The sequence below is a fragment of the Vibrio sp. HS-50-1 genome (assembly GCF_024747315.1).
Classification (GTDB): Bacteria; Pseudomonadota; Gammaproteobacteria; order Enterobacterales; family Vibrionaceae; genus Vibrio; species Vibrio diabolicus.
In genome coordinates this window covers 267,379-281,679 of the sequence record NZ_JAMPZF010000004.1, presented here as the reverse complement: position 1 = coordinate 281,679, position 14,301 = coordinate 267,379, and the positions used below count along the sequence as shown (strand labels likewise).

Here is a 14,301-nt window from a genome sequence, read left to right as displayed (position 1 = left end):
CTGAAGTTAACAATAAATTTACAATCTCCTCATTCTAGTGATAAGGAATGTATTGGATGCTATTACACGAATCAGTGACCCAATTTGCTAATGGGAAAGAAGAAAGCACGCAAAGTGCTCAGCGCCAAACCGCAAACTGCGTAGTGATGGTGCCACCGAAAGAGTTTCGTTTTAATGAAGAAACCGCACAAGATAATGAGTTCCAACATAAAGTGTCACTCAGCCAAGAAGACGTTTCGCGTAGAGTGATGGCCGAGTTCGCGAGTATGGTAGCAACGCTGCGTCAAGAGGGCGTTCAAGTTGTTGAGTTTGATTATCCGGCTTCAGATGTTGCGACGCCAGACGCGGTATTTCCAAACAACTGGTTTAGCACTACGCTAGATGGCACGTTGTACACCTTTCCAATGGCCTGTGAAAACCGTCAAAAAGAAGTGCGTCCCGATGCGCTTGTGGCGGCACTAGCGCAAGCTGGGCGAGAAGTTCATCGACGTAGCAGCCTAACTGAATATCTTGATGAGCAAGCGTATTTAGAAAGCACGGGTGTGATGGTCTTTGACCACTTAAATAAAACGGTCTATGCCGCACTCTCACAACGTTGTGATCGTCTGGTTTTAGAAGATTACGCCGATCGTATTGGCTATGAACGAGTGATCTCTTTCCAAACTCGTTTGCCATCTGGTGCGCCTATTTACCATACCAACGTGATGATGGCTGTGGGTGAGCAGTTCTGCGTGATTTGTGACGAAGTGATCCCAGAATTTGAGCGTCGTTTTGTAATGAAGTCACTCGCCAAAGACAAGCAAGTCATCTCAATTTCGCTTGATCAGATGAACCAGTTCTGCGGTAACATTCTGCAACTGGAAACGATCAACGGCGACAAGGTGATTGCGATGTCGCAATCGGCGTACGATGCATTCTCACCAGCACAAAGAAACCAATTGGCAACGCACGGTAAATTGCTGCCATTCGACGTTTCTACCATAGAATCTATTGGTGGTGGCTCGGTTCGTTGTATGTTGGGTGAAGTGTTCTTACCGAATCGTAAAGCTGTGCTTTAATAAACTGCACATTTCTTTTCAGCCGCAGTGAAAGGCTGACGAAGCGTTCTCTTCAAGGGTTTTTAGCCGTTAGCTCTGTGGCAGTACAGACTAACGGCTTTTTTGCGCTTTTTAGTTTTCTGACGATTTGCGTAGGCGACGCTTGGTTTAAGCGCCTAAAATAGGATGGTTCACCTAGCAGATTGTGGTAAAGTCCGCGCCTGCGTTTTACCGCATCTTCATTATTTTTATTGCTTCTTCAACCCAAAGCACAAGGTTTTCGTTAATGCCATTTTCTACTCTCTCATTGAGTTCTGAGCTGATTCACGCACTGCCAAAAGATTTCAAGAAACCGACCGATATTCAAGCGTTGGCCATTCCTGAGCTGTTGGCTGGTCAAGATCTATTGGCTTTGGCAAATACAGGCAGCGGCAAAACCCTTGCTTATGGTTTGCCTTTGTTAGAAAAGCTGAGTGTCAATCCAGAGCAAAAAGCGCTGATTCTTGTGCCAACTCGTGAGCTGGCAATGCAAGTGAGTGAAGCAATTAACCAAGTTGGTCAAGTTCTTGAACTCAACGCAGTGTGTTTGTGTGGCGGCGTTGATAAAGAGCAACAACAGCAGGCGCTAGCGACAAATCCTCATATCCTTGTCGCGACGACTGGTCGTTTGGTTGACCTAGCAAATAATGGCTTGGATTTGAGCAATGTTCATTATCTAGTATTGGATGAAGCGGATCGTCTGTTGGATATGGGCTTTTGGCCTGACGTACAAAAGATTTCGATGCAAACCTTCAATCAGCGTCAAACCGCGATGTTCTCGGCAACGTTTTCAGATGAGTTGAAGGGTAAAGCGAAGCTGCTTATGCAGGCACCAAAGCAAGTTGCAGCGCATCAAGAAAACAGCACCAACCAAGATATTGCTGAAACGCTGTACCTCGTCAACAAAGGCAGTAAAACCAAGGCATTGATTGAACTGATTCAAAAAAACGCGTGGACTCAGGCATTAGTCTTTATTGGTGCGAAAGAGAACGCCGATGGCTTAGTGAAGAAGCTGAATAAAGCGGGCATCTCAACCAATGCGCTGCATGGCAATAAGAGTCAAGATGAGCGAGAAGAAGCACTGGCGCAGTTTAAATCTGGGCAAATTCAGGTGTTGATTGCCACCGATCTACTAGCGCGTGGCATTCACATTGAGCAATTACCTGTAGTGATCAACTTTGAACTGCCAATGTATGCAGAAACCTATGTTCACCGAGTAGGACGTACCGCTCGCGCAGGCGAACAAGGTGTGGCGATGTCATTGGTTTGTCATGGTGAAATGGACGCACTAAGCGCGATTCGTCACCTGACTCAACGTGCATTACCAGTGCAAGATCTGGCAGGTTTTCCAGTAACGGATAAGCCATCAACTGGCGAGAGCAAACGCGCGCCACGCGATAAAAAAGCCAACCGTCGAACTCATGCTAAGAAGAGCATTAAGCAGTTTCAAGGTAAGTCGAAACGCCCAGCCCCGAGTGCGAAGTAAAACAAAAAACACGCTCTTGACGGCATAGTCGGTTCAGAGCGTGGCTTACAAATTTTACTTTTGAGTATTAACGGCAGTTGGGCCAATCAAGCGCATTTCCCAATCCTCGACTTCGCCAGTTTCTAGGCGGCGCTCGACCAACTTGCCCCAAGACTCGACTAACGGCAGTTCAGACAACTTAGTGAGTTCTTCTCTATCTAAACAGCCAGTGAAAACCGCGCCCATGATGCGAGCCAATGGCCATTCTGGATAAGGTCTTTCACACAGAATAATCTCGTCACCTGCACCGATATCGCCTTCTTCCAATACTCGGAAATACCAGCCTGTTCGAAGCGTATCTTGCAGTCTTCTCGCCATGTCGTGTTGGTCAAATCGTACGTTAAGTTTCCAACAAGGCATGCGACCTTGCGACACTTCAAGTAGTGTTGAGCCGATACGGATTTTATCTTTCAAGCAAATCGTGGATTCGGTGACGCCCTCGGAGCTGATGTTTTCGCCAAAGCCGCCAGCGGATTGGAAAATAGTTCTTTCGCCTAATTCTTGTTGCCAGATTGGGTAGTGCTCGCTTGGGTAAATATGAAGCGCTTTTTGAATTCCACCATGAAAGCGTGGATCGCCTTGCTCATCACTGATAAAACCAAGCTCTGTTGCGTGCTGGCGCTCGGGCAACACTTGTTTGTTGATTGCGCTTTGCGCTCCATGAGCATAAGGGACAGTTTTCCCTGCTAGCAAAGCTTTTACGACGCCGATTTTCTTCATGTAACCTCCTTATTATTTGAATGAGAGATAAAGTGTTTACCTTCATTCGCGATGCGGAGCATGATAGCCTAGTGAACTTGTGTCGGAATAGGGGTGAAAAGACAATCAACAATGCTAACTCGCCAAATTGATTCGAAGTCAGGCGTCATGACCTCCAATGAGATGATGGTCGCTAATCCCCATTCTCCTGTTTTGGTGAAAACCATCGACATGCCAAAAGGTTACATTGATGCGCTGCACCAACACACTTGGCATCAAATCATCTTTCCTATCAAAGGGTTATTGCAAACACAAACGGAGCATTATCAGCATTTGGTTCCGCACACTTCTGCGTTATTTGTTCCTGCGGGTGTTCAACACGAGTCGATTGCTCTAAGCAACACGATATTTGTTGGCATTTACCTCAACCCTGAGTTTGGCGCAACGTACGAGCAACAAGTGAGAACCATTGCTTTAACGCCGTTTTTAAATGAGCTTTTACAAGAGATCCGCAGACAGTGTGAAGGTGAGACAAGCCACGAAGAAGTGCTGCATTTGCTGGTGGTGTTGCATGATCAAATTTTGAAAAGCAACGTGCAGACATTTCAGTTATTACTGCCACAAGATCGCCGACTCAAACTGATTTTCGAGCAACTGACTGACGAGCCCGCGTTGAGCTGTTCGCTAAAAGAGTGGGGGGAGAAAATTGGGGCGTCTGAGCGCACTTTATCACGGTTGTTTGCCAAGGAATTCAACACTTCATTTCTGCTTTGGCGGCAACAAATTCGGCTGATTTACTCGCTTTCTTTGTTAGATGAAACGTTGCCAATCCAAGCCATTGCAGACCGAGTGGGTTATCAAAACGACTCATCCTACATCAAAGCATTTAAAGCCTATTTTGATATGACGCCACAACAGTTTAGAGTGAACGGCGCATCGCGCAGGTAGAAATACAGAGCTTCGACTTCACTTAATGCTTTTGAGTAGAAGTCGCGAAACTTCCTTTTTGAATTTCAATTACATGGTATGAATAACAATGGCACCAACGATAAATACTCGAGTGAACCAATTCTGCTTTGGTCAGCCAAAAACGTCGCTGTCGTTGGAAAAAGTGCCCCTCAAACCGCTTGCTCAGGGCAAGGTTCGGGTGCGACTGGAAGCCACCAATATTAACCCAAGTGACTTGCTTTCCATTTATGGTGTTGGGCAATACCGCCGCGTTCACGTACCACCTCGCGTGCCGGGATTTGAAGCGGTTGGGCGTGTGGTGGAAGTCAGTGCAGTCGATCACACTGACCTTCAAGTTGGGCAAAAAGTGTTGGTGGCGATGAGTGGTACTTGGCAATACTACATAGATGCTTCGCCTGAGAATCTTTTTCCGCTACTTGAAAGTTTGGATAACGGCTATGCCTGCCAGTTGTATATCAACGCGCTAACCGCGTGGGTTATCACCACGAAAGTGGCTAAGTTGAACAAAGACGATGTGGTGATCATCAATGCGGCGGGTTCGGCGATCGGTAAGATATTTGCCCAGCTCGCCCATTCACTGGGTTTTACACTGATTGCTGTCACTTCAAAGCCAGACGAGTATCCGTACGATACGATTCCAGTGTTGGACGCGAAGCAAGACTTACACGCGCAACTGCAAACGCGCAAACTGCCACAACCAACGGCCGCTTTGGATGCGATAGGTGGTGAGGCTGGCACGTATCTCATTCGTACCTTGAAAGAAAATGGCCAATACATCAACTACGGAACGTTGTCGTTAGCGCCTTATACGCCTGCGTTTTTTGAATCGATGAAGACCAACAACATCGACTTTAGCACCTTCTTTTTGCGGTATTGGGAAGAATCGGTAGGTAAAAGCGTGAGAAAGGCGGTATTCGCTGAAATGTTAGACCACTTTATTGCCAACGATATAAAGTTAAATGTAGCGTCTGAGCTGCCTCTAGAGGATTTTCAAACTGCGATTGAAATGGTTGAGCAACGCTCATCGGCGGTGTCAGGAAAAATCATTTTGACGCTATGAATTACAGTGAGTCTGTTGAGAAAAGGGAGGATAAATCCTCCCTTTTTTGATGGGTTATTTGTAATGATGGGACTATTTTAAATGGAAAATTTGTTCTGTTTCGAGCGATGTCATCGTACGTACTTGACGCCAAATGTAATAAAAAATACCGAACATCATTAACATGCTTGGAATTGCAATCATCGGGTAGCTGTAAAGCGTCATCTTACCCAACTCTTCATTAAAGGCAGCCGTGCCCGAAGGACTGGTCACGATCCAAGTCGCAAGGAAGTAGTTCATCGCGGATGAGAACGCAAAAGTACTCGCAAACAGATAGTTTGATGACATTAGACAACGTTCAAATGCCTCTGATTGACCGTTCTCTTTCAAGCGTTCGTTAATCAGCGATAAATTCAATACCGTGTCATTCAATACTAACTTCTGCATCAGTGGGTAGCGGGTAAACGTTGAGCCCAAAACCGCTAAACCGATCAGGCCAGGGATCAGGGCTTCTTTCAAGGCTAACCAACGTGTATCGAGCTCTAACAAGCCAATGCCGCCAGTTAATAAAACACTGATAAAGCCAAGTGCAGAAATAAAGTTAAATTTCTTGTTCCGGACAAGGTCCATACCGCCGTAAATGATAGGAAATAGCAAAGCGACAACCAGCGCCATTGCTGTTCCTAGGTGTTCATCGCCGCTAAACTTCATCAAGATAAAGGAAGGGATGAATACGTTAAAAAGAATCTCGAATAGGGGATTCGGCTTTTTCGCCGTTGTGTTACTCATAATGTTTTACTGACTCTACTCTATGTCGGCTGTTATTGTACTTTGACGAGAAGTGTTCATCTAGTCGCGCTTGATGTAAAGCGTTAAAGCGCCGAGTTGTGTAACGACTTATGAAATAGACCGGAGCATAGCCAGTTAGTTGACATGATTGACTACTTTTTTTGTGTCTTAATCGCGCTCCCTCTGCGCAATGATCTGATTGCGTGCTCTGAATAATCGAGTCGCCACGGTGTTGTGATTAAGCTCTAATACTTGAGCAATTTCATTATGATTAAACCCGACTACGAGTTTTAAGACCAATGGTTCACGGTATTTGGGTTCGAGAATCATCATTTGTTTTTGAAGCCAATCTTGTGCCATGTCGTGGTCACTGCCAGGGTAGTTTTTTGCCTGTATTACACACTCATCAATATCGACAAAATCGTACTGCTTTTTATCAAAGCGCCGAGCATTCTCACGACGCAAAATGGTGATGAGCCAAGGCTTCGCGGCATTGGGATCATTTAAGTTATCAAAGAATCGCCACGCTTTCAGGAAGGTGTCTTGCGCCAAATCTTCAGCAAGGTGATGATCTTTGCATAGCCAATATGCGAGACGATAGATATCTTGGTATTGCTCCTTCGTCAGTGCTTCGTATCGTTTGTGTTTTTCCATAGCATTAAGATCAGAAGTGTAGAGCTGAGCAGCAAGGTAACCTCTGAAGCTTCAAAGGTTACCTGCGGTTTCGTCCTTGCCCGCTTAAAATGGCTGGGTAGAAAAACGTGAGTATTGAAGGGCGTCTGCGACTTCTTGAGCTTTAGATTCTGAAGTCATGAGATGCAGCAATTTAAGGGCGGCCTGATAGCTGACTAGGCTGCCGTTTGAGGTGATGACGCCCTCATCAACAACAAAATTCTGGTCGACCTGTACATCAACTGCTGGATAGTCTTTTTGTAATCCGTTTTCACCTCCTGCCCATGTCGTCGCTTTCTTACCGTTTAAAAGGCCAGCCTCGGCCAATAGATACGCACCAGAGCAATTACTTGCCATCCAATCTGCCGCCTTTGATGTGGTTTGAATAAAGTGAATGAGATCCTTGTTTTCGATTAGCGCATCCATGTCGTAGCTGGATGTTAAAACCAGCACGTCGAGTTCCGGCTGATCGCCAATCCAAGCATCCACACCAATTTTTAATCCCTCTTCAGTGGTGATGGTTTTCTGTTCAGAGACGGAAATAGTGACTACTTCATAATCGCTAAACCAAGTCAGACGACTTGCGACGCCAAAGACCTCTAAAGGCGCAGTAACATCAGAGGTCAGTACGCCTTCGTAAACCAGAATGCCAATGCGTTTATCCGCCGCATGTGCCGTTTGAAGCATCCCAAAGAATAGGACTAAGGTCGCTATCAATAGTTGTAGTGCATTCTTTAATCCATTTTTACCCATTGTTTTTTCCTCGCTAACAGAGCATCAAGTTATTGAGATTCATTATATTTGGGCTGATTGGTGATTGAAGAGCCACTTTGTCTTTACTAAAGTGAATAAAGTTCACGAATGGAGTGCACGAGTTTTATGGATAAGATACGGTCCCTACGATTTTTTATTGCCACTTTAGAAGGTGGCAGTTTTGCTGCGGCCGCCAAAGCGTATGGCACAGACCCTTCTACGGTGAGTAAGGCCATCCATCGTCTTGAAAGCGACTTGGGAATACAGCTTTTCCAACGTTCTACGCGACAGATCCGTCTGACAGAAGCCGGTCGTCGATACGCAAATACCGCTAGGTTTGTACTGGACGAACTGACGGCGTGTGAGGATTCATTGAAAAGCCACAATGATGCGCTTTCAGGACTGCTTAAGATTAATGTGCCGGTCTCTTACGGTCGCCTTTACATTCGCCCTTTATTAAAAGAGTTTTGTCGCCGCTACCCCAGCATCACGATCGATATTCATTACGATGATGCCTACGTTGATATTATTGAACAAGGGATTGATGTGTCGATTCGTTCTGGTGTTGTTCAGGACAGTCAGTTGATTGTGCGCCAGCTGAGTCCTATCGATTTTATTATCTGTGGCAGTCAGGATTACTTAGCGCGGCATGGTATTCCGAGTGGCCCAGACGCATTCAATGACCATTCTTGGGTTCGCTTTCGCTTTAAACAAACGGGGAAACTGTTGCCGATTCAGATGCCTGAATCAGACGGTGCAAGTGAGTATAACCCCGAGAGAAATTTTATTGTAAACGACGGCGAATCCATGGCAGAGCTTTGCGCAGAAGGCTTAGGGTTAACTCAGATTCCTCACTTTATCGCGAGAGATTGGCTCAAAGCGGGGCGTTTAGTGCCGATATTTCCGAGTATGCGCCAAGCAGGAAATGGCGTGTATCTTCTCTATGCCAACCGGGAATATGTGCCTGCTCGAGTGAGGGTGTTCATCGATTTTATCACCCAAGCGATACAGGATATGGATGAAACGCCATTCCATACGTGGGCTGAAACGTTGCCGATTTACCAACCGAACCAAGGAGATTGAAAACTTCATGTGAGTCTTTGGTTAAAACACTCCAAGCCATATGGTGCTTTTATGGGTTTTTGTTAGGTTATTGGGCGTTATTATCGACAAGCGCAGTTTGCTCTTCGTCACTCATAAAGGAAAGACAATGCCAACTAAGATCTTAGTGCCTGCTTTGGCCCTACTTCTCAGCGCATGTGGCGGCGATGGGGAGTCGTCAGCTCCTGTAGAAAACGGCTCACAAAACACAGGTTCCACATCGTCACAAGGCACATTTGCCGAGCAGATGCTCGCAGCGGTGAACAGCGCTCGCTCTACTACACAGCAGTGTGGGGCAACCACCATGCCACCTGTCGGGGCATTAACTTGGAGCTACGATTTGGAAAGCGCCGCTTATCGACACTCAAGCGACATGGCGAACAGCGATTTCATGACTCACACAGGCTCTGACGGCAGCAATATGTCAGATCGAGTCAACGCTACGGGCTATGCTTGGAGCGCTATTGGTGAGAATGTCGCCGTAGGGCAAAGTTCCATTAACGCCGTCGTTAATGCTTGGTTATCGAGCGAAGGTCACTGCCTCAATATCATGAGTGCGGATTTTGATCAGATGGGCGCGTCGCTTGTCGAAAATCACTCGGCAAGCTACGGGTATTACTGGACTCAGGTTTTTGCCAAACAGCGCTAATGCGATAAAGAAACCTGATAGATAAACTAAAACGCCAGCAGTAACCATCTGCTGGCGTTTTATTATTTACGTCTCTTTTAGCTTGTCAGGTTACGAAGTTTTGGATCATCCGTCAGGTATTCAACGAATTCGATCTCAAAACCTGCAGGGTCAACAAAATACACATTCTTTCGATATGGCTCATCAGCCCCAGGTTGGGCAATCGGATAACCTGCATCGGTTAGTCTTTTGATGATAGCATCGACGTTGTTGGTCACATAAGCAAAATGCGCTAGCCCTACTTGGTGGCCGCCCAACTCGCGGTTCTCTCCTTCACCGTGGTCACTCATGGCAATGTATTGATACTCGTCGCCAAAATGTAGCCAGTTTCTTGGCTTACCACTCCATTCGCCTTTCCCCTCATCACGCACGTACCAATGTGGAAATGCAGTTTGATAAAACTTCAGCATTTCAGGGATGTTTTTCACGACTAAATTAATATGTTCTAGTTGGATCATGATGTGCTCCTTTTTGTCATTTCCTAGCCAACGATGAACATGCTAAAACCTCAAGTTAAGTCGAGGTAAAGAGCTATTTTGGAATTTTTTATGCGCGCTCCTCGAAGCTTGATACAAGGGGAGGTTAGGTGGGTTTGGTGCTTTGAATCTGATAGTTGGGTTGTGTGCTTGCAACCCTCATTCATCTTTTGTTTGTTCGTGCTAATCATTTTCGAGCGAGTTTGTGGTGAGTAGATTCCCAGTCTCACCTAGGTTCGCGGGAATGACGTGAAGAGAGCGCTAAACGAACAGTGTCATTCTGAATGAGCCTAAGCGAGTATTCAGAATCTATTTGCAGCGCGTTTCGATGCTGGTGGTGTGAATTGAATTATCCGCGATTGTAGAACTTGCCACCTTGAGCCCGGAGTGTTGAGATCTTTAGAGTTTGATACAAGCGAAGGTTAGGTGGGGTTGGTGGTTTGAGGTTGAGAGGAGGATTATGTTCAGAACCCTCTAACCGTTGATGCGTTACGTGTATGTGTGTGAATTTCTTTCGTTCAAGCTTGCGATGGATAGATTCCCACTCTCACCTAGGTTCGCGGGAATGACGTGAAGAGAGCGCTTAACGAACAGTGTCATTCTGAAGGAGCCTAAGCGAGTATTCAGAATCTATTTGCAGCGCTTTGTGATGCTAGCGGTGTGAACTGAATCATCAGCGATTGTAGAGCCAATCTCTCCAGTTTGAACTCGGAGTGCTGGAGGATGTGCTTACACCCCTCCCCAAAACCAAAAAAGCCAGCAGTTAGTACCTGCTGGCAAAGTCTTTGGGCTTCTAGGTTTTTTGCTTTTATTTCTTGTTACTCATCGCTGTCACGGTGCCCCGATTGGTTTTCCGGGGAAGAAAACACAGCATCGTGCGCTTTGTGCTCAAGAAATTGGAGATTAACCTTGCTTACGGATTAGGTAGTCAAACGCGCCTAAGCTTGCTTTTGCACCTTCACCCATCGCAATGATGATCTGTTTGTAAGGAACCGTCGTTGCGTCACCCGCTGCGAAGACACCTTCTAGGCTGGTTTCACCACGGCTACCAACTTCAATTTCGCCGCGCTCAGAAAGCGCTACTTCTGAATCTTTTAGCCATTCTGTGTTTGGTACTAGACCGATTTGGACAAAGATACCTGACAGTTCAATTTCTTTGATTTCATCTGTGTTGCGGTCTTTGTACTTCAAGCTTGTTACGCGAGTACCGTCACCCACAACTTCAGTAGTTTGCGCCATCGTGATGATGTCTACGTTTGGTAGTGAGTTCGCTTTGTCGATAAGCACTTGGTCTGCGCGAAGTACGTCTGCGAATTCAAGAACCGTTACGTGTTCTACGATACCAGCAAGGTCGATAGCTGCTTCGATGCCTGAGTTACCACCACCGATAACCGCAGTTTTCTTACCTTTGAACAGTGGACCGTCACAGTGAGGGCAGTACGCGACACCTTTGTTGCGGTACTCTTGCTCGCCCGGAACGTTCATTTCACGCCAGCGTGCACCAGGGCTAAGGATGACACTCTTACTTTTCAGCGTTGCACCGCTTTCAAGTTGGATATGAATCAAGCCATCTTCTGTGTGTGCTGCGCCCATCAGTTTTTGCGCTTGTTGCTCAGTCACGACGTCTACGTCATATTCTTTTAGGTGCTCTGCTAGGTCAGTCGCCAGTTTTGGACCTTCAGTACGCTTTACCGAGATAAAGTTCTCGATTGCCATGGTGTCCATCACCTGACCACCGAAGCGTTTAGCGACAACGCCAGTGCGAATACCTTTACGCGCTGCGTATAGTGCTGCTGCACTACCACCAGGGCCACCGCCGACAACTAGCACGTCGTATGGGTCTTTTTCGCTCAGTGCTTTTGCGGCTTTCTCGCTCGCTTCGTCATCCACTTTGTTTAGGATTTCAGTTAGAGACATACGGCCTTGACCGAATAGCTCACCGTTCACGAATACGCTTGGTACGGCCATGATGTCGCGTTGTTTCACTTCATCTTGGAAGAGTGCACCGTCGATCATGGTTGCTTTCACTTTCGGGTTGATTGCCGCCATCATGTTGAACGCTTGAACAACGTCTGGACAGTTTTGGCACGACAGTGAAATGAACACTTCAACTTCCAACTCTTTATCTAGCGCTGCGATTTGTTCAATCACTTCCGGCTCTAGTTTGATTGGATGACCACCAGAGTGCAGTAATGCCAATACCAGAGAGGTAAATTCGTGACCCATTGGTAGGCCAGCAAAACGAAGTGCTGTGCCTTTTACTGGGTTCGTCACCGTCATCACTGGTTTACGTGCGCTTGCGTTGTCGTCACGTTCAACGGTGATAAAGTCGCTCATCTCTGCGATTTGGTTCGCTAGAGACAGAATGTCATTCGATGCTTTGCTTTCATCTAGACTAACCACTAGACGAACGTCTTCTTTTACATTAGCCAGATATTGTTTGAGTTGTTGTTGGATCGCTTGGTCTAACATAGTTGTTGTTACCTTAAATAAACAAAAGAGTGGTTACTCTGGATAAAATCAGTAGGGAGAGAGCAAACCAGGCAGAAGGTCGTCAAGGTATCTAACCTGGAATGCTCTCTAAGTTAAGCGTCAATTAGCATGTCAAATTGAGCTTAAATTCAGTGGCTTAGATTTTGCCTACTAGGTCTAGAGAAGGAGCTAGCGTCTCTTCGCCTTCTTTCCATTTTGCTGGGCAAACTTCGCCTGGGTGCGCTGCTACGTACTGAGCTGCTTTCACTTTGCGTAGTAGGTCTTCTGCGTCACGACCGATACCTTCAGCAGTGATTTCCATTGCTTGGATCGTACCTTCTGGGTCGATTAGGAACGTTGCACGGTCTGCAAGACCTTGACCTTCACGCATCACACCGAAGTTGTTTGTGATGTTGCCTGTTTGGTCGCCAAGCATGTAGTACTGGATCTTGCCGATTGTTTCTGAGCTATCGTGCCAAGCTTTGTGAGTGAAGTGTGTGTCTGTTGATACTGAGTACACTTCAACGCCGCGTTTTTGTAGCTCTTCGTAGTGGTCTGCTAGGTCACCTAGTTCTGTCGGACATACGAATGTGAAGTCTGCTGGGTAGAAGAAGAATACAGCCCATTTGCCTAGAACATCTTGTTCTGTTACTTCAACGAATTCGCCGTTTTTGTATGCTGTAGCTGCAAATGGTTTGATCTTTGTATTAATCATTTTTACTTTCCTCAGAATGTTTTAGGGTGAGCAGTTCTTGCTTTCGGAAAGTATATTCGCATTGGATTGTGTTTAAGAAAAATCGCTTGTAACTATCCTATTGATAGTCATTTCCTATCTTTATTAATAGGGAAGCCCGATGTAAGTGAGTTTGCTTTGATAGGTTTTATTGAAGAGGAAGGCCAAGTGGTAATAGAGAATACTGATGATGACCTTTAAGATATCGTCTGGCTAAGATCGAAAGAACCTGCATCTCGGCAGGCTCTTTCTAATAGGAAGTGGGGAAGCTGATGCTTTTATTTTTTAGTTCAGATTGTCGAGCACCTTGCCGCACAACTTCTTCAGCATGATCATTTCATCCAGCTCTAACGTGATTTTACACATCATGGCGTTTGGCACTGACTTGGCTTGCTCTTTGAGGTCACGACCTTGCTCTGTAAGGTTGAGTACGCGAACGCGCTCATCGGTTTCACTACGACCACGCTCTACATAGCCTTTTGCTTCTAGGCGTTTAAGCAGCGGCGTGAGCGTGCCTGAATCCAAATGCAGTTGTGAGCCCAATTCTTTAACGCTGGCACCGTCTTTCTCCCACAACACCATCATCACTAAGTATTGCGAATAAGTCAGATCAAGTTCGTCCAGCAAAGGGCGGTAAGCTCGGATCACCGCATTTGCTGCACTATAGAGCGGGAAGCAAACTTGGTTTTCGAGTAAGAGTTTATCGTCGTTGGTCATGGTGTTGTCGGTGTAACACTGGCTCATTGGCGTTGCCTACCTGCTCACAGAGAAAGAGAGTAATAAAATAAATTGTGCACAATATAGTTGCAAACGATCTTTACTTCGATATAAGATTGCAGGCAATTAAATTGTGTGCAACTTAAATGAAGAGGACACTCGCATGACTACTCTATACAAAACTCAAGCTACTGCTTTGGCTGGTCGTAATGGTCAAGTAAAAACAGATGACGGTCTTCTCGATCTAGAGCTGTCATACCCGAAGGAAATGGGCGGCACAGGTGCAGCAACTAACCCTGAGCAGCTTTTCGCAGCGGGCTATTCAGCATGTTTTTCTAACGCGATTTTGCACGTTGCGCGTGAAGCAAAAGTAGCGCTAAAGAGCGCACCTGTGACAGCTGAAGTGGGCATTGGTCCGAACGATAACGGCGGCTTTGCACTAACAGTGAGCTTAGCGGTAGAGCTAGATATGCCACAAGAACAAGCATTAGAGCTAACGCGCATTGCACACCAAGTTTGCCCATACTCAAACGCCGTTCGTGGCAATATTGATGTTGCTGTTACAGTAAATGGCGAAGCGATCTAACGATTT

Annotated in this window: 15 protein-coding genes; 7 read left to right on the top strand and 8 right to left on the bottom strand. The window is 46.2% G+C overall.

Annotated features, from left to right (window positions below):
- Nucleotides 1-56 precede the first annotated feature (56 nt).
- Nucleotides 57-1,058, top strand: a complete 1,002-nt coding sequence (locus NDJ01_RS04410; protein ID WP_258586323.1) for an arginine deiminase-related protein — start codon at nt 57-59, stop codon at nt 1,056-1,058.
- 265 nt (nt 1,059-1,323) lie between these two features.
- The gene (locus NDJ01_RS04405) at nt 1,324-2,562 is read left to right on the top strand and encodes a DEAD/DEAH box helicase (protein WP_258586322.1); all 1,239 of its coding nucleotides are present in this window, start codon (nt 1,324-1,326) and stop codon (nt 2,560-2,562) included.
- Nucleotides 2,563-2,616: 54 nt separating this feature from the next.
- On the opposite strand, the gene NDJ01_RS04400 is transcribed toward NDJ01_RS04405, so the two are convergent.
- Nucleotides 2,617-3,321 (bottom strand): MOSC domain-containing protein, encoded by a 705-nt coding sequence (locus tag NDJ01_RS04400; RefSeq protein ID WP_258586321.1) that lies wholly within the window; start codon nt 3,319-3,321, stop codon nt 2,617-2,619.
- A 111-nt stretch (nt 3,322-3,432) separates the two neighbouring features.
- Here NDJ01_RS04400 and NDJ01_RS04395 point away from each other — a divergent pair, with 111 nt between their 5' ends.
- Complete coding sequence (locus NDJ01_RS04395; protein ID WP_258586392.1) at nt 3,433-4,248, top strand: helix-turn-helix transcriptional regulator; 816 nt, start codon at nt 3,433-3,435, stop codon at nt 4,246-4,248.
- Nucleotides 4,249-4,336: 88 nt separating this feature from the next.
- Nucleotides 4,337-5,329: a zinc-dependent alcohol dehydrogenase family protein gene (locus NDJ01_RS04390; protein ID WP_053808200.1), complete on the top strand. Its 993-nt coding sequence runs from the start codon at nt 4,337-4,339 to the stop codon at nt 5,327-5,329.
- 72 nt (nt 5,330-5,401) lie between these two features.
- On the opposite strand, the gene NDJ01_RS04385 is transcribed toward NDJ01_RS04390, so the two are convergent.
- From NDJ01_RS04385 to NDJ01_RS04375, 3 genes are all read right to left on the bottom strand, one after another.
- Nucleotides 5,402-6,097 (bottom strand): VC0807 family protein, encoded by a 696-nt coding sequence (locus tag NDJ01_RS04385; protein WP_046875662.1) that lies wholly within the window; start codon nt 6,095-6,097, stop codon nt 5,402-5,404.
- Between the two features lie 168 nt (nt 6,098-6,265).
- Nucleotides 6,266-6,751, bottom strand: coding sequence for a sigma-70 family RNA polymerase sigma factor (locus NDJ01_RS04380; RefSeq protein ID WP_047009687.1), 486 nt, complete (start codon nt 6,749-6,751; stop codon nt 6,266-6,268).
- 84 nt (nt 6,752-6,835) lie between these two features.
- The gene (locus NDJ01_RS04375; protein ID WP_258586320.1) at nt 6,836-7,522 is read right to left on the bottom strand and encodes a DJ-1/PfpI family protein; all 687 of its coding nucleotides are present in this window, start codon (nt 7,520-7,522) and stop codon (nt 6,836-6,838) included.
- A 126-nt stretch (nt 7,523-7,648) separates the two neighbouring features.
- Between NDJ01_RS04375 and NDJ01_RS04370 the strand changes: the two genes are divergently transcribed.
- Entirely contained in the window at nt 7,649-8,605 is a 957-nt protein-coding gene (locus NDJ01_RS04370) for a LysR family transcriptional regulator (RefSeq protein ID WP_258586319.1), read from the top strand.
- Nucleotides 8,606-8,732: 127 nt separating this feature from the next.
- Nucleotides 8,733-9,272 (top strand): CAP domain-containing protein, encoded by a 540-nt coding sequence (locus tag NDJ01_RS04365; RefSeq protein ID WP_258586318.1) that lies wholly within the window; start codon nt 8,733-8,735, stop codon nt 9,270-9,272.
- Nucleotides 9,273-9,349: 77 nt separating this feature from the next.
- Here NDJ01_RS04365 and NDJ01_RS04360 read toward each other — a convergent pair whose 3' ends face one another.
- The 4 genes from NDJ01_RS04360 to NDJ01_RS04345 form a co-directional block, all read right to left on the bottom strand.
- Nucleotides 9,350-9,769 carry a VOC family protein gene (locus tag NDJ01_RS04360; RefSeq protein ID WP_025793617.1) on the bottom strand — a complete coding sequence of 140 codons (420 nt, stop codon included), beginning with the start codon at nt 9,767-9,769 and terminating at the stop codon, nt 9,350-9,352.
- A 921-nt stretch (nt 9,770-10,690) separates the two neighbouring features.
- Complete coding sequence (ahpF, locus tag NDJ01_RS04355) at nt 10,691-12,259, bottom strand: alkyl hydroperoxide reductase subunit F (protein WP_258586317.1); 1,569 nt, start codon at nt 12,257-12,259, stop codon at nt 10,691-10,693.
- Nucleotides 12,260-12,416: 157 nt separating this feature from the next.
- Nucleotides 12,417-12,974, bottom strand: coding sequence for an alkyl hydroperoxide reductase subunit C (gene ahpC / locus NDJ01_RS04350; protein WP_005395542.1), 558 nt, complete (start codon nt 12,972-12,974; stop codon nt 12,417-12,419).
- Nucleotides 12,975-13,277: 303 nt separating this feature from the next.
- Nucleotides 13,278-13,736, bottom strand: coding sequence for a MarR family winged helix-turn-helix transcriptional regulator (locus NDJ01_RS04345; protein WP_182019656.1), 459 nt, complete (start codon nt 13,734-13,736; stop codon nt 13,278-13,280).
- Between the two features lie 136 nt (nt 13,737-13,872).
- Here NDJ01_RS04345 and NDJ01_RS04340 point away from each other — a divergent pair, with 136 nt between their 5' ends.
- Nucleotides 13,873-14,295, top strand: coding sequence for an organic hydroperoxide resistance protein (locus NDJ01_RS04340; protein ID WP_258586316.1), 423 nt, complete (start codon nt 13,873-13,875; stop codon nt 14,293-14,295).
- Nucleotides 14,296-14,301 lie beyond the last annotated feature (6 nt).